Here is a 23,797-nt window from a genome sequence, read left to right as displayed (position 1 = left end):
GGAATAAAAACGTGTTTGTTACATCCATGCTAGATCCTTTTCACGCCGGGCTTGCGCGTCTTTTCACAGCGGGCCACTGACGAAAGAACAAGACCCGCGCCATCTTAAGGAGATTCAGCATGAGTAGAACAGCATGGGCGTGGTGTGCCCTCATCGGGGTATCCACCTTGTTCGGTCAACCGGTGATCGGGAAAAAGAGCATCCGTCCGGCCGCGCCGACCGCCTCGGCGGCGGGCCTGGCTCGTGGTTCCGCTTTCCGCATCGTGGGCGACAACCTCGGTCCCCTCGACGCAGTGAAAGCAGAACTGCCCTACCCGGCGGAGATCGACGGCGTCAAGGTGATCCTCAAGAACAAAGCCAGCGGGACCGAGGTCCAGGCCTTCCTCTCGCAGGTCGGCGCCTTCGAGATTCACGGCATCGTCCCCTCCGCGACGGAAGCCGGAGCCTCCACCGTACGCGTGCAAACCAGCGCCGGAACCAGCGCTGAGATCGAGGTCAATGTCGCCGATCAGGTCCTCGGAATCGTCACCACCACCAGTCTGAATGGCGCGCTGGCGGCCACCGACATCCTGCGGCCCGATACCGCCCCGCAGCGCCTCCGGATGACCGCACCCGCGCACCCGGGCGCCACCCTCAGCATCCTGGCCTCCGGCTTCGGTCCCATCAATACCTCCGACGGCGATCCGGCCGTGGAACAGCCCTTGCTCGAAGGCGCTGAACTCATCGTCGGCGGAGTGGCCCTTCCTGTCCGCTACGCGGGCCGCTATCCCGGCAAGACCGGTTACGACCAGATCCTGGTCGATCTGCCCGAGGAGGGCCTCAAACTCGGCTGCTATGTGCCCGTCTCGCTGCGCGCCGGCGACCAGCTGAGCAACGCCGCGTTCCTCTCCATCGCCGCCGCCGACCAGTCCATCTGCGACGCCGGCGGTGCCCTGACCCCGGAAGCGATCCAGGCCATCGACGAAGGCCGGCAGGTGGTCGTACCCGGCTTCGAGATCACCGACAGCGCCACGGAGTTCGACTTCGGCGGCGAGTCCATCGAATTCCACACCCGCGCCGCCAGCGGTGCATTCTACGCCTACAGCAGCTACGAACTCGAGTCGGGCCTGGCGTTTCTCAACGGCACCGTCCAGAACCTGAATGGCTGCTCAGTCGTGACCCTCGAAGGCACCTCGGACGACTACGAAACCGCCGAAGCCTCCGGCCTCGATGCCGGTGAGATCCTCAAGTTTGACGGCCAGGGCGGGGCGCAGTTCCAACTGGAACGCCAGCCCACCATCATCTACACCGGCGACCTCGGCAGCAGCATCCCCGTGCTCCCCGGCATGTTCAGCCTGGAAGCCAAGGCGCAGAACATGATCCGGCAGGCGAAGTCCGCGGCTGTCAAGCAGGCCGGCCAGCGCCGTGGCAACTTCCCCGTCGTCGCGCCGGAACTCACCCCGGGCACCTACACCCTGAGTGGCACCGGCGGCGTTGCCATCGATGCCTTCACTGCGACCATCGACCTGGGCGCGCCCATCACCTGGACCAATAAGGCGTCCATCAACGACATCGATCGCGGCAATCCGCTGCAGGTTTCCTGGACGCCCGGCCCCGCGGCCGATGTCGTCACCGTCACCGGCCTGGCGATTGGACCCGTGCCCGGCGCTCCGAAGGCGCTTGGCCGTCTCTTCACCTGCCAGGCCCCGGCCAATGCCGGCGGGCTCACCGTCGGTGCCGATATCCTGCAACTCATGCCCGTCACCGGCGGGACTGAGGACAGCATGGGCCTCCTTTCGGTCCTGCAGAGCAACACCCCGCCGAACGGCCGCTTCAAGGCGCCGCTGGTGGGCGGAGGCGAGACCGAGTACGGCCAGATCGGCTACACCTATGGCGGCCAGAAGAGCGTCAATTTCCAGTAAACCGCTAGAATGGGACTAGGTGAGAGCCTGGAACCGAGCCAAATTGTTGTGGGGCTATGCGCGCGGCCGGACCCGGCTGCGCGCTTTGCCCGTGGAGTACATCGTCGAAACCACGGCGAAGTGCAACATCTACTGCCCGATGTGCCCCCGCGAGACCCACCCCCAGCCCAAGGAAGATATGACCGATGCGGTCTTCGAAACCCTGGTCCGCCAGACGTCGAAGACCGGCGAGCACATGATGCTCATCGGCCTGGGTGAACCATTCCTCGACCGCAAGATCTTCGACCGCATTCAGTTCTGCGATCAGCACGGCGTCTCGTCGCTCATCTCCACCAACGGCACCCTGCTCGACGAAAAGGCCGCTGCTCGCCTGCTCGACACCCCTCTCGAACACATTACGCTCAGCTTCGACGGCTACAGCAAAGGGACCTTTGAGTTCTACCGCAAGGGCGCCAAGTTTGAGCGCGTGCGCGACAACTTCCTGAACTTCTGCCGCATGAAGCACGAGCGCAAGTCGAAGCTCCAGGTGGTGGTGCAAATGGTCCGCATGGACGGCAACCGCCACGAGGTGGAGGACTTCACGAAGTTCTGGCGCGGCGTGCCGGGCGTCGACCTCATTCGCGTCAAGGAAGACGAAACCAACCTGATGCGCCCCGATGCCGGCCACGGCGCAGCCGAATGGACTCATCCCTGCCACTACCTCTGGCGCGGACCCATGTACATCAAGCACAACGGCGATGCCTACCCGTGCTGCCAAAGCTACATGCTGGACGGCGCACCCGTCGGCAACGTGACGCAGTCCTCCCTGGAGGAGATCTTCGACGGAGCCGAGATGCAGCGCATGCGGCGGCTCCATCTGGACGGCCGCGCCGGCGAGATCGGCATCTGCGCCCGCTGCTGCACCACCATCCCGCATCCGTTCCTGGTGGCCGGTAGCCTGCTGTTCCACGGCCGAACGGTCCGCACGCTGCTGCCGCTGGTGGAACGCCTGGTCTACCTCGCTAAATTACCGGCCCGCTGGTTGAATCCGCCCAAGCCAGTGCCGGTCAATCGCCAAAGCTCAGACTCGTCTGCCACACCGCTGGTTCAGATTGGCCCGCCTCAACCTCGCAAGTCTTCTGACTCCGCCCGGCCGGAATGAAGTCCGTCGTCACCGTCCAACGCAGCATGCGCCAATACTCGAAATCGCCCGGGGCCCCCTCCAGGTATTCGCGCCAGCGCTGCGGCCCAAAGTTGGGACGCCACTCGCTGTCGTCCAGCGCGACATACGGCCGCTGTGAGGCCAGATGCGCCGGCCCGCTCGACCAGGCATACTCACACGCATCCTCGGCGAGCCCCGTCCTCTGTGGTTCCAGTTCGATACATGCCAGCGCCGGCCACACCAGTTGCCCCGCCAGTGCCTGCACTCCATAGCCGCCGTGCCACAGCCTGCGGCGGTCGCCGCGGTCCTCGCGCAGATAGCTGGAGAAACTGCGGCGCAGCCATCGGATGCCGCTGTGAAGATCCTGGGCATCAGGCGCGCTCAATACCAGGTGGGTTCGTTCCGGCAGCAGGCAGTAGCCCAGCACGCTCCACGAGAACCGCTGAACCGCCCGCCGGACCAGCGCCAGGTAAACGAACCGGTCGCGGTCGCCACGGAAAAGAGTGCGATGCTCCAACGCGGCCTGCGTGACGAGCTGCGGGCAAGGCAGGGGCCGGACTTCGGCTTGACGGTGCATACTCAGCTAGTTGCCCGTCGAGGACAAAAATCTCGAAAATGTTTTAGAAGTCCGGATGCTTGTCGATCTGGACTTCCTGCGGCAGCAACGGATTGTACATGTTGTGGTCGAAGTAGTAGCCCGGCCGGACCCGCTCCACCACGTTCGCCACTGACCGGCTGATCACGCGGAAGAAAGGCCGCGGTCCCAGGCCGATCCAGAACACCAGGATCAGCAGCGGAGTGAAGTAGGCGATTTCGCGCCAATTCAGATCCTTGAGGTGCTTGTTCTTCTCGTTCTTCAACTCACCCAGCATCGTCCGCTGGAACAACCACAGCAGGTAGGCCGCACCCAGGGCGATACCGATGCCGCAAGCCAGGGCCCACCAGAACGACATCTCGAACGCGCCCTTGATGATCGTGATTTCGCCGATAAAGCCGTTCATGGGCGGCAGGCCCATGGAGCTCAGCGCCGCAATCAGGAAGATAAAGGTGAATATCGGCATCACCCGGAACAGTCCGCCATACTCCGCGATCTCGCGCGTATGCCGCCGCTCGTATACCACGCCGACAATCAGGAAGAGCATGCCGGTGGACACGCCGTGATTGATCTGCTGGATGATCGAACCGGCGATGCCCGCCGGATTCAGGGCGAAGATACCCAGTGTGCAGAAGCCCATGTGGCTCACCGATGAGTACGCCACCAGTTTCTTCCAGTCCTTCTGCATCAGGCTTACCAGCGCGCCGTAGATGATGGCGATGATCGAGAGCGCTACCACAATGCCCAGCACCTTCGGATCGCGCGCGGTCTCGGGCAGCATCGGGAGGGAGAATCGGATGAAGCCGTACGTGCCCATCTTCAGCAGGATGCCCGCCAGGATGACGGATCCGGCCGTCGGTGCCTCCGTATGCGCGTCAGGCAACCAGGTATGCAGCGGCCACATTGGAACTTTGACCGCGAAACCAAGGAAGAATGCCCAGAAGACCCACCAGGCCATCTCCGGCGGCATCTTCGTTTCCAGCAGCGCCGACATGTCGAAAGTCAGGCGGTGGAACTGAACATACTGCTGCCAGTAGAAGGCCAGAATGCCCAGCAGCATCAGCACCGAGCCGGCCAGCGTGTAAATCACGAACTTGATGCTGGCGTAGCCGCGCCGCTGCCCGCCCCAGATCGCGATGATGAAGTACATCGGGATCAGGGTGAGTTCCCAGAAGACGAAGAACAAAAGGAAGTCGCGCGCCGCAAAGACGCCCAGCATGCCGAACTGGAGCATCATAAACCAGCCGTAGTACTCCTTCAGCCGGTCGTTGATCGCGCTCCAAGAGCACAGCACCGAAAGGAACCCGATAAGCGCTGTCAGAATCACCAGCAGCATCGCGTACCCGTCGACGCCCAGGTTCCAATACGCCCCGATGGACTTGATCCACGGAACCTTCTCGACAAACTGGTAATCTGCCCGCCAATCGAACTGGAACCAGAGTGGTAACGTGGCGAGAAATCCGACAAGGAAGACGAAGTTGGCCCACAGCTTGATCAACTTCGGGTTCGAAGAAGGCAGGAAAAAGAGAGGAATCAGTCCCAACAGGGGGATGCACAGAACTAGCGAGAGCAGGTGATCCATAGCGACCGTCCGGCCAAGCAGCCATTCTATCCCAGATGGGACAGAAATGGAGAATTGTATCTGAATTCACTGAAAGGAAAGGGCGGGACCTGGTGAGTCCCGCCCGTTGTGAATTCAGACCTGGATGTACGGTTATTGATAGTTGAGCGTCTTCGTCCAGCCCACCAGCCAGGCAAAGGCACCCGGCTCGGTGTTGCCGCCCGCCACCAGCGGAGCCGTGAACAGTCCGTTGACGGGCTGATTCACCTGCTGCACCGACAGCGAGCCCAGCGTCACCTGCGAAGGATCGCCGCTGATACCGACACCGTTTGCCACCGGCATCTGTTGCAGGATCGAGGCGGGCACCACGATCTGATGCACGGAGCCCTTGGCCCAGCAGGTGAACACCCGGTTGACCACCTTGCTGCTGTCCTCAGGCGCTGGACCGCGGGAAAGCCCCGTCACTTCAACAAGATCCGTGTCGGTTCCACCCGACCACAGGATGCTCAGGCTGTTCGCGCGAGTCACCGCCGTGATCGCGTCCTTGTTGGTCCAGGTGATCGGCGAAGTCATGCTCGTCGTGGCTTCGAACGGCCCCACCACCGTGCCGCCTGTCCCCGTGAGCTTATACTGGCCGGCCACGAGAATATTCGCACTCGCGCCCGTACCCGGCAGGCCGGGAATGCTGGGCAGGCCCGGGATGCTGGGGATTCCAGGGATGCCGCCGCCGCCGAAGCTGGTCGAGGTGCTCAGCGACAGCATGTAGGTATTGCCTTCGACGCGCGGTACATCCTTGGTGAGGCCGGGACCCGTCAGGGTCAGCTTATCGCCGGCGTCCACCGCGACTGCGGACGGACCACTAACCGAGGGGTCAGCGTCGGTGGTGGTGAACAGGTAGCAGCCGTTGTCCGGATTCACCAGATACTGCTGCATGAAGTTCTGCGAGGCGTAAAGAGCGAACGCTTCGGCGTTGTAACTCTCAAACCCGCCGGCCACCGCCTCAGTAGTCGTATCCACCGAGATGCCCTGGACTGTTGCGGAAATCGACTGCCGGGTGAGGGTGAAGCCTCCGAATACGATCGAGCCGCCGTTCACCAGTTGATCCAGGGAGGCCGGCGACACGCCCATCGGGTTGGTGCACGCCGCGTCAGCCGAGGCGACCAGGGGCATCGTGAAACTGGACGAAGTTGTGCCCCAGTACTTGATCTGGAACTCGACATCGCAGCCGGTGGGTACGTTCTCGGTGGGCAGCGTGAACTGCACGAGATCATAGCCCGGATGCGCCCGATTCCGGCCCAGGTAGGTGATGGGGATCTCCTGGCCCGCCATGACGATGACTGCATCGCCGATGACGGAGCCGCCAGCCGGATAATCGTTGTCTGCGGTGTCGATGGGGCCCCACCCGGTGGCGTCGAACTCAACCGCCGCGCCCGGCGTGATGGGCTTGGTGTAGCTCACCGCGACCGCACCCGTATCGGGCACCAGCACTCGGCCGGAAGCCTGGCCCTTGACCAGTCCGGCGGCCGTGATCAATCCGAAATTCTGGTCGGCCACCTTGACCGGATAGGGATCACTCGTCTCCCCGTTGTAGGTGACCGTGACTTTGTAATCGCCGGCAGGCGTGGCGGACGGCACCAGCGCGACAATTTTCCCCTGCGCGACGGAGAGGATGTAGGCCTGGACCGTGGCGGCATCATCGGCCGTCGTCAGGGCGACGGTCAACCCGCCGGCATCCTGCGGATAGGGCACGTCAAAGGTGATGGGATCCACCGGAGCCAACGCCTGACCAACGATGGCAAAGACCGATCCACGCGCCAGCACACCCGGGGCGGCAGTCGCAGCGAGTGTGCGAACCCCATTCTTTGCGTTGATTTGCGGCTTGGCCAGGGCCAAACCGGCGCACACACTGGTAGCCAGTACGAAAAATACTGCTCTGTTCATATTCCTCCTAAACGAACAACGGAAGGGCAAACTCAGACCCGGAACGGGACGCCATCCGGGCCTGTCTCCGAAAGTCTTCAATCAAGATTAGAGAAAACAACCCCGTTGCGCAAGGAGGAATGTATGTAATTGAAAGATAGTGACTTGATGTGAAACGGATGTGTACATCACGCCACAGATTTAGGGGATCGTCAACGGCCCCACCGCATACGAGTACCCAAAGCGGAATCCGGCCGACTCCGTGGTTCCGCCGTTCACCAACGGAGCTGAAAAGAACCCCGTATTGTCAGGATTGGAGTGCGCCAGCGAGATGTTGGCCATCCACGCGCCGCTGGGATCGGTGTACTTGATCGCGGCAATGACCGGCAGCTTCTGCAACTGGCTCGCCGCCAGCGTCACCTTGCCTTGATCCGCCGTCGTGTAGCAGGAGAAGGCGCGCGTAACCAGCTTCGCCGAGTCCTCCGGCGCTGGCCCATGCGCGTACCCGCTAGCGACGATCATGTCGCCCGGTTGCCCGCCGGTCCAGGTGAATACAAGGTCTTTTGTGCGATCCAACTTGTCCGTGAACGCACCCTGATTGGTCCAGGTGAACGCATCGCTGACGTCGAGCCCGACCGAAAATGGACCGACCACCGAGCCCCCTTGTCCCGACAACTCGTAGTGCCCGCCCACCAGGTTCAAACCCAGCGACGGCGTGATCACCGGCGTGGGCAGCCCGGTGAGCACCGAGTTCAGCGTCACGTTATAGATGTTCGGATCCGCGACATTCCTGGGCACAGCCACATTCCAGGCCGGTCCGTTGAGTGCCAGGCCATCGCCCGCGTCAACATAAACTCCGCCCGAGGTCACCGGGACATCCCAAACCACGCAGCCGTTGGCGTCCCGGCCGGCCAGTTGGAATTGGCCCCGCGCCAGATTGTCCAGAAACTGCTCCGCCGTCCACTGCACGAAACCGCCGCTAAAGAAATCGCTGGTCTGCGTATAGGTGATCGCACCCGAGCGCACAGTGGACGTCACCCGGTTCAGCGTCATGCCGCCGCCGATCAGCGTCCCGCCTTGTGACAGGGTCTGCAGGCCGTTCAGCGAAACCCCGGCCAGGCCGCGGCACACTGCTCCCGAAGGCGCCACCGGAGGCGCTTCCACCTCGCCTGACACCGCACCCGACTCTGCCGGAGCGGCCTCGGCCGGTATCGCCGCCAGCGGCAGGGAGTACTGAATACTCACCGTGTCGCCCAGTTTCAACTGGAACATGGTCAGGCACCCCGCCAGGGTGACATCCGAGGGCAGGCTGAACACCACCTTGTCGTAGCCTGGTTTCAAGGGGTTGCGGCCGATGTAGGAGACGGGAATCTCCACTCCGCCCAACACCACGACCACCCCTTCCCGCCAATTCGCCTCCACGGGAAATTCGTTGTCCGGCGTTTCGAGCGGACCCAGTCCGGTCGCATCCAGTTCCAGGGTGGAGCCCGGCAGCGCGCTGTTGACGAACGTCAGCGCCGAGGGTTCCACGCCCTCCTTCAGAATCCGCCCCGACACTCCGCCGCCGGCGGAGCCGGTGTTCGTCACCAGCCCGAAACTCGCGTCCGCCACCTTCACCGCCGTGCCCTCGCTGGACTCTCCGTTGTTCGTCACCGTCACTACGTAGTCGCCCGCGGGCAGGAAAGACGGCACAATGGCCACCAGTCGCGTCTCCGCTGTGGACACCATGTAGGCCAGGGCAGCCACGGCTCCATCGGCCGACACAATCGCCACCGACACACCGTTAAGTTCCTGTGGATAAGGTACTTCAGCGCTGACGGCAGCGCCGTTCGCCAATTCGACGCCCGTCACCACGAATACCGAACCGCGCGCCAGGACGCCGCGGTGATCCGTCGTCGCCAGGCTCAGCACACCATTCGGACTGGCCACCAGCGGATGGGCTCCGGCCAGGTTCGCAAGAATGAAGACACTTGCCGCGCAGATAAGAATGGATTTGACCAATTGTTCCTCCACCGGGCCAAGCCCCCCAAGGCAGACCCGCCGCTCACAGATATTCCCTTTCGGAGGTTGCTCTCCTCCGATCCCCATCCAAGGCTAAGCAGAATGGCCGGTGCTTTCAAGTGAAAACTGATAGTTTGGTGTCGATTCCACCCGGATCGGATGCTTACTCGCGCGGAGCAATACCCAGGGCCCGCATCTTCTTATATAGGTTGCTGCGCTCCAGCCCCAGCAGTTCGGCGGTCCGGCTGACGTTCCCGCTCGAATCGTCCAGCTTCTTGAGGATGTAGTCCCGCTCGGCCGCCTGCCTGACTTCCAGCAGGCTCGCGGTCCGATCGGAAGGCTTGGGCGCCACACGGCGCGCGACGGGCAGGGGAATGTGTCGTGCATCGATCCGTACCTGCGGATACATGATCACGATGCGCTCCATCAGGTTCTTCAATTCCCGCACATTTCCAGGCCAGGAGTACTCCGACAGCGCCTTGTACGCCTCCACCGTCAGTTCTTTCCCCTTGCGGCCATAAGCCGAAGTGAACTCATTCAGAAAATGCTCGGCCAACAGCGGAATATCCTCCACCCGCTCCCGCAGCGGCGGGACCTCAAACGGAATGACGTTGAGGCGGTAAAACAGATCCTCGCGGAAATTGCCCCGCTCGATCTCTTCTTCCAGGTTCTTGTTAGTGGCGGCGATCAGGCGGACATCCACCTGGATCTGCTCGGCCGAACCAACCGGCTCAAAGCGCTGCTCGTCCAGCACCCGCATCACCTTCGCCTGGGTCTTCAGGCTCATGTCGCCCACTTCGTCCAGGAACAGCGTGCCGCCGTCGGCCTTCTCCAGCTTGCCGATCTTGTCGCCATCCATCCCGGCGATGCTGCCCTTGCGGTGGCCGAAGAGCTCGCTCTCGATCAGTTCCTCCGGGATCGCCGCGCAGTTCAGCTCGACAAACGGCTGATCGGCCCGCGCGCTCTCGGCGTGGATCGCATGCGCCACCAGTTCCTTGCCCGTCCCGCTTTCCCCATAAATAAGGACCCGCCCGTTCGTCGCCGCCATCAGTAGGATCTGCTGGCGCAGCGCCTTCATCGGAACGCTCTCGCCGAAGATGCGCAGGCGGCTGCGGCTGGTGTCCTTGATCTCGCGCAGTTGCAGTTGCATACGCCGCTGCTCCAGCGCGTTATTCAGCACCACCATCACCTTCTCGATGGTGAGGGGCTTTTCCAGGAAATCGAAGGCGCCCAGCTTCGTGGCCCGGACGGCCGACTCAATGCTCCCGTGGCCGGAGATCATGATGATGGCCGGCAGCGCCGCATGGCCCGCGCCCTTCACCTGCTTCAAAACTTCCAGGCCGTCCATGCCCGGCAGCCACACGTCCAGCAGCACCGCCTCGTAGGCGCCATTCAGGATCTCTTCGACGGCCATCTCTCCAGTCGGCACCGCCTGGACCTCAAATCCCTCGTCCTCCAAAACACCCTTGAGCGACTCGCGGATGCCCGGCTCGTCGTCGACAATCAGCACCTGGGTGGGCTTCATGCACGCACCTCTACCGGCCGGGCGTCAAACTCAGCGGACGCGATGGCCGGTATTTCGATGATAAAGCGTGCTCCCACCGGATTGTTGTCCTCCACGCGAATCCGCGCATGATGCTCGGCCACAATGTGGCTGACAATTGCCAGTCCCAGCCCGGTGCCTCGCTGTTTGGTGCTGAAGTAGGGCAGGAACAGCTTCTCCTTATCGTCCGTCGTGATGCCGCAACCGGTGTCGGCGATCATCAGTTCGACCAGTTCCGGCGAGACCGCATGCGTCTCAATGAACAGGTGGCGCAGCGGCGACTCCGCCATGGCCTCCGCCGCATTGTCCACCAGATTCACGATCACGCGTTTGAACTGGTCGCGGTCCAACGCCACCATGGGCAGCAGGGATGACAGCGACACATGGATGGAGATATCCTCCAGCCGGCCGTGGAAGACGGCCAATCCTTCCTCCACCACCGCGTTCAGGTCAGCCGGAGCCGGATGCGCCGCGGGGAATCGGGCAAACCGCGCAAACTCATCCACCAGCGTCTTGACGCTCTCCACCTCGCGGCCGATGGTGGCGCAGCATTCCGTGACGATCCGCCGCACTTCCGGCGGCGCCGCGGTCTTGTCCAACTGCCGCAGGATCCGCTCGGAACTCAATGCGATCGGGGTCAGCGGGTTCTTCAACTCGTGCGCGATCCGCCGCGCCACTTCGTGCCAGGCCGCCGCCCGCTGCGCCCGCATCAGTTCGCTGGTATCCTCGACCACCACAACAAAGCCGCTGGTGACGCTCGCCTCCAGCGCGGCGGCCGTCACTGAGAAATGGCGGACTCCGTCTTCCGTACGGATCTCCACCTGCCGGTCGGCTGTCCCCGTGCGGCGTGCCCGCTTCAACAGCCGGGAGAACTCCTCCTGCCGGTCCCGCGGCATCAAATCCACCAGCTTGCGCCCTGGCTGTACCCGGCCGTCCGGAAAGATACGCGACAACGCGCCATTCACCAGTTGCACGGTGCCGTCATGCGTCAGCGAGAAGACACCCGTCGGGATGCTCTGCAGCACCGCCTCAATGAACCTTCGCCGCCGCTCCAGTTCGTCCTGGTTGGCCTGCAGGTCCTGAGTCATCTCGTTGAAGGCGCGCACCAGCGAAGCCAGTTCGTCTGTTGCTTCTACCTTTACGCGATATGACAGATTCCCGCCGCGCACGGCGCGCGCCGCCTCCAGCAAGGCCGCCACCGGAGACGAAATCTGTCGCGCCAGAAACAGTGCCACCCACACCGCTATAAATAGGATAAAGATCGTGATCAGTACCAGAAGTTGCAGATAGAACCGGCGGGTCTCTTTGCGGCCCGACGCCAGCCGGTCGTAGTCGCTCACCTGCTGGTCCATCTCCTTCTTGCGTTGCACGAGGTCGAGCGGCAGGCGCGCCTCGATCACCACCTCTCCCACCCCATCGATCGGAGCCGTGGCCTTCACCGGCCCGCCCTTCTCCGGTTGTCCGGCTTTGGGGTCGGGGTTGCTCTGGCAGATGGAGATCTGGCCGCCGTCCGCGCGATGGACATACGCCCGATCGGCGCCCGCCAGGTCGCAGACCGACGTGAAAAACTCCGCCGGCACGTGCCCGGTCTTCAGAAACGAGCGCAGGTCTTCACTGTCCGCCACCCAGCGCGCTGAAGCCTGCAGCCGCCCGTTCGCCTCCCGGTCGACCACCGCGCTGATCTCCTGCATGTTCAGCTTCATGATCTCGGCCGGCCGGCTGAACCATTTGTCGAGATTGCGGTTGAGGACGGAGACGCTCCACAGGACCAGGAAGATCGTCGGCAGGAACGTCAGGCTGAGTGCCCCCACCAGCATCTTGGTCCGGATGCGGGAACCTTCCACTCCGGCCCGCCGCGCGAAGTACAGTTTCACCGCGTCGCGGAACAGCATGAACGCCAGCAGCACCGTCAGCAGGAACGTGAGGGTCGACAGGCCCCAGAACACATAGGTCTGTTCCGGAGTCGACGGACCGTAGTCGCCCACGGTGAACGATCCCTGCAGGACGACGAGGTAGATCAGGATGGAGAGCACCACCAATCCGGCGCCGAACCGTACCCGCTGTCTCATGTGCTTATTCTGCCATTTCAGACTTGCTGAGTTCCCTCAAATCTCCGCGCCCCGCTCAAACAAAACCGGCTTCCGTCCGTTGGGAGGGAAGCCGGTTTGTTGCGGACTAAGCCGCGCTGACTGGAAACGCTTATCTAGAAGATGAAGCGCAGACCCAGGCGGAGCTCTCTCGGGCTTTGATAGGTGAGAGGCAGGCCGAAGATCGGGCTGTACCGGGTGCCGGATGAGGCACCGGTCAGCTTGTTGATGTTCTGCGGGTTGGCGTAGTCGCTCAGCTTGTAGCCGCTGAAGAACTTCGACAGCGGCAGTTCCGCCGCGCTGATCGCGCCGGAACGGTTGATCTGCTGCTGGGTATTGGTCACGGCCGCCTGATTGAACAAGTTGATCGCATTCGCTTCCAGGCGCAAGCGAGCCCGCTCGTTCAGCGAGATCTCGTGCGACACCTGAATATCGGTCTGCGTGAAGAACGGGGTCCGTCCCAGATCGCCGCGGCCGTTAGGATAGGTCGGAGCCGACTGGTAGATGACCGACGTCGACAGCGGCGTGCCGCTGTAGGCGTACTGGCTCAGGCCGATGATCGTGCTGCCCGCGCGGGTCTTCAGGTCATAGCTGGTGAACAACTTGAAGGTGTGCGGACGGTCGGTGGCCAGGCGTCCGAAGACATTCTGCTGGCTGCCACTGGCGTCAAAGTAATAGTACGGCAGATCGAACGCGCGGTCGTTGTTCGGGTTCGAGCGGCCGTTTTCATCCGAGTTCGCCAGGCCGGCGTAGTTGCCGTACAGCCGGCTGAAGGTGTAGGAAGCATTCAGTTGGATGCTGCGCGCCACTCGGCCGCGCACGCTGAACTCCACACCGTCGTAGTCTCGAGTCGCCTGCGGAACCAGGAATTCCTTGCCGTTCGGGGTCTTCTGCCCGTAGACGGAACTGGTGTCGCGCGTCAGGCCGCGACCCGGGTTGCCGATCAGGTAAACTTCGTTGTCTTCCGCATCCAGCACACCGATGTCGTCGATCGAATTGATCAGGCGCTTGCGGGTGTAACGAATCCCACCCACTACCTTGTCACTGAGTTGGTGATCGAGGTTCAGGTAGTATTCTTTGGTCTGGTACGGCTTCATGTTCGGGTCGTTGCCGTCGATGACGCCGGAGGAGTTAATCGGCAAGGTGCGGTTGTCATAGCTGATGATCTTGGTGCCGAGCACACCAGGATTAGCCTTCGATAGGTTCTGCACATTCGGATCGTTCAGCTGGTAGACGTAAGTGAACCAATACTCGCCGCCGAACGAGCCGCGAGCCAGGTTGAACTTCATCACGTCGAACACAGAGGCGTAACCGCCGCTCAGCTTCCACTTGCCGTCGCCGCGCACGTCCCATGCGACGCCGATGCGGGGCGCCACTTTGTCGCCCCAGCCGAAGGAGATCGGGTTGGCAATCTTCACGCCAGCCTGTTCCTTCTTGTACGGAGGCAGGAACTCGTTCTCCATGCGCACGCCCAGGTTGATGGTCACGCGGGAATGAATGCGCCATGCATCCTGTACATAGATGCCCATATTGCGGCCATTCACGTTGGAGTTCAGGCGGACGCCGTCTTCCCAGGTGTAGTAGCCGTAGGTGCCGGTCGCCTGATTGATGCTGCCGCGGGTGTACTTGTCACCCCAGTAGATATTGAAACGGCCATTGGTGTAGTCGGTCGCCACGTCGTTCGACTGGCGGTTCAGGGCGAAACCAAATTTGACGGAGTGCTGGCCCTTGGCTTCAAAGATCTTCGTGGCGTCGACATACACGTTGTTGCGAGTGGTAATGTCGCGCGCCGTGGCCAGCGTCGAACTCGAACTCGAGAAGCCGTTTGAACCGGCCACGCTGGCGGGCACCGGCACAGGCGAGGAAGCCGACGCCGTCTGGTAGGTGTAATACGGAACGCCGGGCAGACCGTAGTTAGACGACTTGGCGTTCTCGTACTTGTACCCGTAGCGGGCGGTGATCAGGAACTTCGGGGTGACCGTGTAGGTCGCCGAAGCCGTGTAAGCCTGCGTCGGGGCCCAGCCGCCCGTCACTGTGAGGTCGTTTGACGGAGGAGCGCGGCGGATGTCGGTCGAGGGCAAAGTCCCCGACAGGCGGTAGGGCGACCACAGCCAGGAGGTGTTGATGTTCAGCTTTGAAGTCGCCGAGTAGTCAACGCGGGCGATCGAGTAGTGCTGGATCTGCTCCTGGTTGTATTGACGCGTGCCGAGTGCCTTGTTCGCGGTCACAGGGTTGGAGGCAGCGTCATAGTGATTCGTTCGCATGTTCCGGATGAACTCCGGCATGTAGCCCACGAAGAAATAGATCCGGTCCTTCAGGATCGGGCCACCAAAGGTGAAGCCGGGATACTGTTTGCGATAGGTGTCTTCGGTTGGAGCAAAGAAATCGGCCACGTCGGCATTGAGGGGGGAATTCTGCCACGCACCGCGCGGCCGCGGGTTGAGCTGGTTGCTGGTGAACTGATAGTCGAGTTCTCCATGGTAGGCATTGCTACCGCTCTTGGTGGCCAGGTTGACCACGCCGCCCGTCGCACCACCATACTCGGATTCAAACCCGCCGCTCTTTACCTGCACTTCGCGCAGGAACTCGAACGGGATGTTGGCGGAACCGCCCAGGGAACCGTTCAGCGTGTTGCTGACTTCGACGCCGTCCAAAATGAAGACGTTCTCGGAGCCGCTGGCGCCGTCAACTGAAATGCCGCCGACACCGGCGGAACCAGACTTGGATTCCAGGCGCACGCCCGGAGCCATGGCAAGAAGGCTATTGAAGTTGCGCGACTTGGGCAGCTCAACGACTTGGTCAGAAGTGATGTTGGTTGAGGTACGGCTGCTGGTCACATCCAGCGAGATCGCCGTTTCCGTGACTTCCACGGTCTGGGAAACAGTGCCGACACCCAGTTTCGGGCTCAGCGTGATCTTCGCTCCGAGGGTGACTCGGATGTTCACCTGCTTGGATGTAGTGAAGCCGGTTTTTGTGATTGTGATCGAGTAAACCCCGGGCGGCAGGCTGGGGAACGCAAAATTCCCGGCTCCGTCCGATGTCGTTTCCAGGTCCCTAGGCAAAATTGGCGAAGAAGCCACCAGTTTCGCGGCAGGCACTGCGGCTCCCGTCTCGTCAAGCACCGTGCCGTCGATCCGGCCCGAGTTTTCCTGAGCGAAGAGGGTGCCCGTTAACCCCAACAGCACTGCGAGCAGGAAGACACACGCCTTCCCTTTCGCAAAACTACGCTTAAGCATACAGATCTCCCTTTCCTAAGCTAAGCACCCTGGTTAAGTGGTGCTGCGCGATGCCTCAAAGCCCACTCCTTGGTGAGGAGGATTTTGCAAGCGTAAAATACCCGATCCCTGTATGTCAATGAAGAATTTACAAATAGCAGCAATTGCATTAATTCTATCGACATCAGGTACATTGCTCAGTGTGGATCTTCACCACCATATTTCGTTCGCTGCAGTCCGTGGCTGCCACTAGAGCAATTCCCGTTGATACGCATGCTACTCGAGTAAGTAACCTGAAGTGTTTGAGTTACCTGCCGGACACGGCCACTCCCTCTGCGCCAACCGTCAAAACTCCGTTGGCTGTCCCCCTCCGCTCGCGGCCGAACTCAAGTTACAAGTTTTCCCTCGGAGGCAATTATGTACAGATTGCTACGTATTGCTCAAAAGATAGGTTGTTTGGTTGAAACTCTGCGCGCTTGTCCAGTCGCGAAATCTTCCTCGCGATGCAGATGCGCCTCCGCCCGGCCCGGAGCGCTCTGCTAGCAGGGGAAACAGAGGTGAATATCAGAATTTTGGTGAGATCGCCTACGTTTTTCAGGCCTAGATCGTTCGATCGGAGCGAAGTGAAGGCGAAGTCGCAGTGTATCTCCGCGCAGTTCGTTTACTTTTGTTTCGTTACACTTGCAAAGTTACGGCCCTGGCCCGGCAGATCCCGGCCAGTGCGCCCCTCGGTTAAGAACATCAGACCTGCGTATGCTCAATTCGTTGGCATGATAAGCACTCGTGATGTTACAATCAGCACATTGACGTGTGATCTCTGTTTGGGGAGTTTAGGAGTGCTTTGGATGATAGCTTCTCCGGGGGGTCTACCAGCCGTCCGAAGAGCTCGAAATCGAGTTGGAGCAACTCCTGCGACCAGGTTGCAGGTGGCCCTTCACACTAGCTGTGATCCGACCATTCTGAGCGCCGAACCGCCACCCTGCCCCAACTACAATGCAAATCTCCCCGTCCCGATCGGACGCTTCCAGCAGAGTCTCACCGTCTCGTTCCAGGCCCACGTTGGTATTTGGACTCGGCGGGGTGAAATCGTTCGGGAGTAGCCAATCAACCTAATTTTGGGAGGTTTCAGTGTTAAGTAATCTAATCAAATGCTTCAGGGGCTCAAAAGGCCTCTTAACCGTGTGCCTGGCTCTAGTCACCTTGCTGGCAGGCATCGCGGTCGGTCAGGAGACCACTGGCACTATCGCCGGTCAGGTGATCGATGCCTCCGGCTCCGCAGTTCCTAACGCCAAGGTCGAAGTTACCGGCCCCTCTCTTCCGCGTCCCATCGTCGTAACTTCGGACTCCACCGGCCAGTTCCAGATCAGCCAGGTTCCCGCTGGCATTTATGTCGTTACCGGCACGGCCCAAGGGTTTTCCTCGGTCAGGAAGAACTCTGTTCCCGTGAACCTCGGTCGCTCCACTCGTCTCGACTTCAAAATGGAAGTCGGCCAAGTGACGGAAAGCGTCGTGGTTAGCGCGGACGCCGTCCTTGTTGACACGAACTCCAGCTCGTCGGCGGTCGTCGTAGACAGAACCTTCTTTGACACCCTGCCCAAGGGCCGCGGCTTTGACAGCCTCGTGGCTCTTGCTCCCGGCGCCCGCAGCGAGGGCAAAACCGGTGGGTATCAGGTGGACGGTTCCTCCGGTTCTGAGAACACCTTCTATCTCGAAGGCCTCGAAGTTGGAAATGTTCAAAATGGCACCCTCGACAAGCGGAATCAGATCCCGATGGAAATGATCCAGCAGGTGCAGGTCAAGAATGGTGTGATGGAAGCCCAGTACGGTGGCGCCATGGGCGGCGTCGTGAACGCCGTGCTCCGCAGCGGCTCCAATGACATTCACGGCTACGCTGGCTTCTACTTCAACAACTCGGCCATGCAAGCCCGGCCGCGTCCGGTCCTTCAGCTCGATCCGACGAGTGGCAGCGACGACACCTACCGCTACTTCAATCGCAGCGATAAACAGGTCGACCAGTTCACCACCTGGAACCCGACGTTCAACCTCGCGGGCCCGATCCTGAGGAACCGCCTGTTCTTCTTCGCCGGCTTCAGCCCCTCGACCACAAATACCGACCGCTACGTTGTCTTCAATGATGGCAATACGGGCAACTACCATCGCAAAGAGTTCAATCAGAGCACGATCGGTAAGTTGGACGCAGTGCCGTTCGGCAAGTTGCGGCTCAACTCGACCTGGATCTGGAACCCCAGCTACGGCCGCGGCAATCTTCCGAACGCCGATGGCACGAGCTCTTTTACCAGTCCCTACTCCGGTCTCGGCAACTATAGCCCGGGCAACGTCATCTCCGGTCAGGCTGACTACATTGTTAATAGCAAGCTCATCCTCTCTTTCCGGGGTGGCTACAACTACAACAACAACAACACTGCCTACGGACTGCCGAGCTTCACGTCCATCTATTACTCGGGCCAGTCGACCACCATTCCTCCGGCCGACCTGCGGGCGCCGAATGGCTACATTCAGAACCCGACGTCCAAAACCCTGTTTGACATCTACAAGCGTACCAACCTGAACGCCGATGCTTCCTACACCTTTAACTGGGGTGGTCAGCACACGCTCAAGGGTGGCTGGCAGGCCAATCTCCTTTCCAATTCGGTGAATCGCAGCGACTGGGCCAACGGCTACTATCGCTACTATTGGGGTCTTAGCTGGCCCTGTATCACCAGCCAGTGCTCGGGCTCCCAGACCGGTACCTACGGCTTCTATCGCTATCGCCAGATCGGTACCTACGGTGATGCCTCCAGCACCAACCACGCCATCTTCTTCCAGGACAACTGGCGCGTAAACAAGCACCTGTCCCTGAACCTCGGCATCCGCACCGAGCGCGAATACCTCCCGAGCTTCTCGGTGGCCGGCCAGACGACCGCGGCTCCGCCCATCGAATTCTCCTGGGGCAAGAAGTTCTCTCCTCGCGTCGGCGCCTCCTGGGATCCCAAGGGTGACGGCAAGATGCGCGTCTACGGTTCGTTCGGCTACTTCTACGACATCATGAAGTACGAAATGCCTCGCGGCAGCTTCGGTGGTGACGTGTGGCTCGAGTACTACTACTCCCTCGACGATCCGAATGTTGTCAGAACCAATACGGCCATCCCGGCCGATCCGCGCAAGCTGCCCGGCAAGCTCTTCGAAGTCGTGAATTGGCGCATTCCGTCCAACGACCCCAGCGCCCACCTGATCGACCCCGACCTGAAGCCGATGAAGCAGCGCATGATGGACTTCGGCGTTGAGTACAGCCTCAACCCGATGCTCGTCGGCGCCGTCCGTTACACCAACCGCCGCCTCATCCGGACCATCGAAGACACCGGCTACATCGGTGCCGACGGTGAAACCTACCTCATCGCCAACCCCGGCTATGGCGTTACCGCCAGCGCCGCCAACTGGCTCAGCTGGATGGGCCCCGGCATCCCGACTTCGCCCAAAGCCCAGCGCGACTACGACGCCGTTGAGTTCCGCCTCGACAAGCGTTTCGCCCGCAGCTACAACTTCACGGCCAGCTATACCTGGAGCCGGTTGTACGGCAACTATAGCGGTCTGGCAAGCTCCGACGAAAACGGCCGCACCAGCCCGAACGTGAACCGCTACTACGACCAGCCCTGGGTTGGTATCGACCAGTCCGGCAAGTACGCCTATGGCCGCCTCGCCACTGATCGCCCCCACACCTTTAAGTTCTTCGGCACCTACAATGCGAAGAGCAAGTTTGGCTCCACCACTTTTGCTCCCAACATTCAGGTGTACTCCGGCACCCCGCTCACCACCGAAGTCAACGTTGTGTCCACCACCCCGGCGTTCCCCTACGGCCGCGGCGACCTGGGCCGGACGCCCGTGTTCTACAACTTTGACGTCAACCTGATGCACGAGATCACTCCGTTCAAGAGTCATGAAGCGCTGAAGGCCCGTTTCGAACTCGCGGTCTTCAACCTCTTCAACAGCTCGATCGTGACCGACAAGAATAAGACTCTCCTTCACGAGAATGACGGCCAGATCAGCTTTGACAACTACGCGGACGTGTTCAAGGGCTTCAACGCCCTGCAACTCATGAAGTCTCAGGATCTGCGCACCAACCCGATGTACGGCTTGGCCAGCAGCTTCCAGTCTCCTCGCCAGTTGCGTCTGCAGGTTTCCTTCCTCTTCTAACCGATCAGGAATCACAACCAACTCAAGCAAAGGCGGCGCCCACCGGCGCCGCCTTTGACTTTTACGAACTCCTCATCTAGAACGTCAGCCGGAACGTCAACCGCATACTCCGCGGATTCTGCCACCCGTACGGCATCCCATACAGGCTGTTCAACGTCCTCGACTGCGAGTTCGCCGCTCCGACATAGTCATACCCCTTCGACATCAGGGCGCCGTAGTCAAAGCCCGACTGGTTTACCTGCGTCGGGGTGCAGTTCGTCCCCGCCGTTCCACACTGCGCCGGATTCAACCCCGAGGTGCTGATCAGGTTCTGGTTCACCAGCGTCACGCTCTTCTGGTTGAACAGGTTGAAGATCTCCACCCCAACCCGCGCCTTCATCTTCTCGTTCGACTTGCTCACACTGAAGTCCTGCGAGAAGCTCATGTCCGACTGGCTGAAGATCGGGGTCCTCTTTGAACTCACCCCGGTCGCCGACCAGTTGCCCGTCGTCGGATCCCGCGCCATATCCACGAAGTTCCCACGCCCCTCCACAAATACCGGAGCGCCCCATACGCTGATATAGCTGCTCAGCGGCGTCCCCGAATAGATCTGCTGGAACCCGCCGATCATCGCGTTCACCTTCCACCACTTCAGGTTGTAGTAGCCATACCCCTTGAACGTGTGCGGCCGGTCCGTCGCCAGCGGCCCGTCGGCCCGGTGGCCGTGCGCATCGAACTGCATGAACGGCTCGTCGAACGCCCGGTCGCTGTTCGCACCGTTGCGCCCGCCGCCGCCATCGCTCACATCCGTAGCCGTCAATCCGCTGTAGTTGCCGTACAGCCGGCTATACGTGTAAGAGACCGACCCCGTGAAGTTCGAGCTCATCCGCTTCGTCAGCCGGAACTCGATCCCGTCGTAGTTGCGGACGGCCTTCGGATTCACCGGACATCCATTGCAGTCCTGCACGCTCTGGTTCACGCCATAGCCCGGATTGACGATGTAGTAGACCTCGCCGTTCTGCGTGATTGTCCCGGCATCTTCAATCGTCCGGTCCAGCCGCTTGCGCGAATAACGCGGCTCAAACACCAGCGAAGGCGTGATCTCCCAAGCTGCTCCAACCACCATCTCGTGCTGCTTCATCGGGTCCAGGTTCGGATCCACCAGGCCCGTTGGTCCCAGCGAGCCCACCTGGTTCGGATCGTTCGCCGGCTCGCGATAGTCGAAGTTCTCGATGAACCGCATCCCGTTGGCCGGGAAGCTGCCCACCGCCGGAGTGGCGCCGCCGCCCAGCGGGCAGTAGTGACCCTGTGAATCGCGCTGCGGCAGGATCTGCGTGAAGTTCGGAGTATCCAGCGCATACACGCAGTCGTGCCAGTAGTCGCCGCCGAAACTGCCGCGCGGCAACTGGTACTTCATGATGTCGAAGAAGTAGCCGAAGCTGGCGTACACCTTCAGCTTGCCCTTGCCCGTCAAGTCATACGCAGCGCCCAGCCGGGGAGCCACCTTCTGGCCCCAGCCAAAATTGATGCCCTGGAAGCCCGGCAGCGAGTTGTACGAGGGCAGGCTCTCCTTGTCCAGCCGCACGCCGACATTCACCGTCAGCCGCGGACCGATCGTCCACGCATCCTGCGCGTACAGCGCATGATTCCAGCCGCCCACCTTGCCCGCCGTACCCAGGTCGCGCAGGTTCACCGTACCCCACAGACCCTGGCACGAACTGCCGTCGGCCGCTCCGCCGGATTGTCCGTACAGGCTTTGGTTCTGGGCGTTGATGCCCTGGCACCGGGCGATGCCGTTCGTGGTTTGCGGTCCGTACGGCACGCCAAAGGCGACATACACGTCCGCCGTGTTGTAGCCGCTGATCGTATCGTTCGTGCCGTGGTTGAACGTGTAGCCGAACTTCAGGTTGTGCGTGCCGAACCCGCGCTTGAACCAGGCCAGGTCCTGGCTGAAGTTGTACTTCTTCCACTTATCGAACACCGTCTGGCTGTTGGCGCCGATATTCGTCCAGCCCGTGGCGTTCACATACTGCGATGGCAGAACCGTGCCGTCCAGGGCGGTCGTCGTAGCCAGCGCCGGAGCATTGCCCGTGCTATACGGATAGTTCGTGTCGCGATAGATGTACTTCAACCCGCTAGCCAGCCCGCGGTCCTGATAGTCGTAGTAGAAATAGCCGAACCGCGAAGTCAGCACCAGGTTCGGCGTCAGCGTGATGTCCGCGCCCGAGCTATAGATCACGTTCGGCGCCACATACCCGATGCCGTTGTTCCAGTTGTCCGGATTCGTCGTTGAACTCGAATTGAACTGGCTGCTCAGGTCGTCGGCCTGGGGCAGGGAAGTGCCGGTGCCCTTCGCATACGAGTACGACCATGACCCGTACAGCCGGATCTTCTGCGTCGCCAGGTAGTCCAGCCGAGCCGTCGAATAATACGTGTCGATATTGCGGTTGAAGGTCCGCAGGCCCGGGGTACCCGATGCGGCCGCGAAGTTCACCGTCCGCCCCAGTACCTGATACTCCGGCGCGCCCGACGCGAAGAACCACAGGCGGTCCTTCACCAGGTATCCGCCCAGTGTGAAACCAGGTGTCACCGTGCGGTAGTGGTCCTGCGCCGGCTGGTAGGTCTCAGCGGGCTGGTCCAGTCGCTTCGCGCCATTGGCGTTTGTCGGCACCAGCGGATTCTTGATCAGCGTCGGGTTCGGCCCCACATCCAGGCCGGAGCCCGAGTAATACGTGAACAGGCTGCCCGTGAACTGGTTGGATCCGCGCTTCGAGATCACATTCACCACGCCCCCCAACGCGCCGCCATACTCCGCCTCAAAACCGCTCGTCTTCACCTGCACTTCCTGGATGAAGTCCATCGGGACGTTCGCGGCCGAGTGCCCGTCGAACAGCGACGCGGTCTCCATGCCTTCCACCAGATAGGCGTTCTCCGAATTGCTCGCGCCGTCGATCTGATAGCCGGCCTGCAGCGGCTCGCTGCGCGCGCCCGGCGCGAACTGAATCACGCTCTGGAACGACCGCGATTGTGTCGGCACATTGGCCAGTATGTTGTTGCCGATATTCGTCTGCACTTTGCTCTGGCTGACGTCGATCGTCACCGCATCGGCGGCCACCTCCACCACCTCTGAGGTCGAACCCACCTCCAGCACGATGTCGAGCGAAGGCAGGCGCCCCACCTCCAATGCGATGTTCTCTTTCCGGTACCCGCGGAATCCCGAGGTCGTCACCGACACCGAGTACAAGCCCGGCGGCAGGTTGGCGAACCGGAAGTAGCCGCCCTGGTCCGTCTCCTGCTTCTTGATCCCGATCAGTGCCGGGCTTCTGACTTCCACGGCGGCGTTCACGATGACCGCACCGCTGGGGTCCTTGACGGTCCCTTGCAGGCCGCCCATGGTTTCCTGCGCGACTGCGCCCGTGGACAAAAGTGAAAGTGAGAGCAATGCCCTCAATACGGCCGCTCTTGATGGTCCTGGACCATCGTTGGTTACGATGTTCTGTCCGTAGATCTTCCTATTCATTTCAACTCCCAGCGAAAATCCGGCGTAGCCTGCGGATGATTCGCACGCCCAAAGCCCTCGGGACCCCAGGCGGCTATTAATCCACTTGGAGCACGCTGAATTAATATTGCCGTTTACATCTCTACAGTCAAAGAGATTTATGT

At 61.3% G+C, this 23,797-nt stretch carries 11 protein-coding genes; 3 read left to right on the top strand and 8 right to left on the bottom strand.

The features are described 5' to 3' along the window. The first annotated feature begins 119 nt into the window (after positions 1-119). Both IRI77_RS18865 and IRI77_RS18860 read left to right on the top strand, forming a co-directional pair. Entirely contained in the window at positions 120-1,901 is a 1,782-nt protein-coding gene (locus tag IRI77_RS18865; protein WP_194446591.1) for a hypothetical protein, read from the top strand. Between the two features lie 19 nt (positions 1,902-1,920). Next, positions 1,921-3,042 carry a radical SAM/SPASM domain-containing protein gene (locus IRI77_RS18860; RefSeq protein WP_194446590.1) on the top strand — a complete coding sequence of 374 codons (1,122 nt, stop codon included), beginning with the start codon at positions 1,921-1,923 and terminating at the stop codon, positions 3,040-3,042. Here the strand turns inward: IRI77_RS18860 and IRI77_RS18855 are convergent. From IRI77_RS18855 to IRI77_RS18825, 7 genes are all read right to left on the bottom strand, one after another. After that, positions 2,948-3,619, bottom strand: coding sequence for a transposase (locus tag IRI77_RS18855; RefSeq protein ID WP_194446589.1), 672 nt, complete (start codon positions 3,617-3,619; stop codon positions 2,948-2,950). The genes IRI77_RS18860 and IRI77_RS18855 overlap by 95 nt on opposite strands. A 43-nt stretch (positions 3,620-3,662) precedes the next feature. After that, on the bottom strand, positions 3,663-5,219 hold the full coding sequence (locus tag IRI77_RS18850; RefSeq protein ID WP_194446588.1) for a complex I subunit 4 family protein: 1,557 nt from the start codon (positions 5,217-5,219) through the stop codon (positions 3,663-3,665). 132 nt (positions 5,220-5,351) lie between these two features. After that, complete coding sequence (locus tag IRI77_RS18845) at positions 5,352-7,139, bottom strand: hypothetical protein (protein ID WP_194446587.1); 1,788 nt, start codon at positions 7,137-7,139, stop codon at positions 5,352-5,354. A gap of 180 nt (positions 7,140-7,319) precedes the next feature. After that, positions 7,320-9,119, bottom strand: a complete 1,800-nt coding sequence (locus tag IRI77_RS18840; RefSeq protein ID WP_194446586.1) for a hypothetical protein — start codon at positions 9,117-9,119, stop codon at positions 7,320-7,322. A gap of 163 nt (positions 9,120-9,282) precedes the next feature. Next, positions 9,283-10,644, bottom strand: coding sequence for a sigma-54-dependent transcriptional regulator (locus tag IRI77_RS18835; protein WP_194446585.1), 1,362 nt, complete (start codon positions 10,642-10,644; stop codon positions 9,283-9,285). Beyond that, the gene (locus IRI77_RS18830) at positions 10,641-12,731 is read right to left on the bottom strand and encodes a sensor histidine kinase (protein ID WP_194446584.1); all 2,091 of its coding nucleotides are present in this window, start codon (positions 12,729-12,731) and stop codon (positions 10,641-10,643) included. The genes IRI77_RS18835 and IRI77_RS18830 overlap by 4 nt, the downstream gene beginning before the upstream one ends. A gap of 134 nt (positions 12,732-12,865) precedes the next feature. Continuing rightward, a complete protein-coding gene (locus tag IRI77_RS18825) occupies positions 12,866-15,985 on the bottom strand; it encodes a TonB-dependent receptor (RefSeq protein ID WP_194446583.1) in 3,120 nt (1,039 codons plus the stop codon). Between the two features lie 1,158 nt (positions 15,986-17,143). On the opposite strand from IRI77_RS18825, the gene IRI77_RS18820 reads away from it, so the two are divergent. After that, a complete protein-coding gene (locus IRI77_RS18820; protein ID WP_194446582.1) occupies positions 17,144-20,155 on the top strand; it encodes a TonB-dependent receptor in 3,012 nt (1,003 codons plus the stop codon). Positions 20,156-20,231: 76 nt separating this feature from the next. On the opposite strand, the gene IRI77_RS18815 is transcribed toward IRI77_RS18820, so the two are convergent. Next, complete coding sequence (locus IRI77_RS18815; RefSeq protein ID WP_194446581.1) at positions 20,232-23,528, bottom strand: TonB-dependent receptor; 3,297 nt, start codon at positions 23,526-23,528, stop codon at positions 20,232-20,234. Between the last annotated feature and the right edge of the window lie 269 nt (positions 23,529-23,797).

The organism is Paludibaculum fermentans (assembly GCF_015277775.1).
In the GTDB taxonomy this organism is placed as follows: domain Bacteria; phylum Acidobacteriota; class Terriglobia; order Bryobacterales; family Bryobacteraceae; genus Paludibaculum; species Paludibaculum fermentans.
Note: the sequence above shows the minus strand (reverse complement) of the source record. Positions and strands in the feature narration are given on the sequence as shown.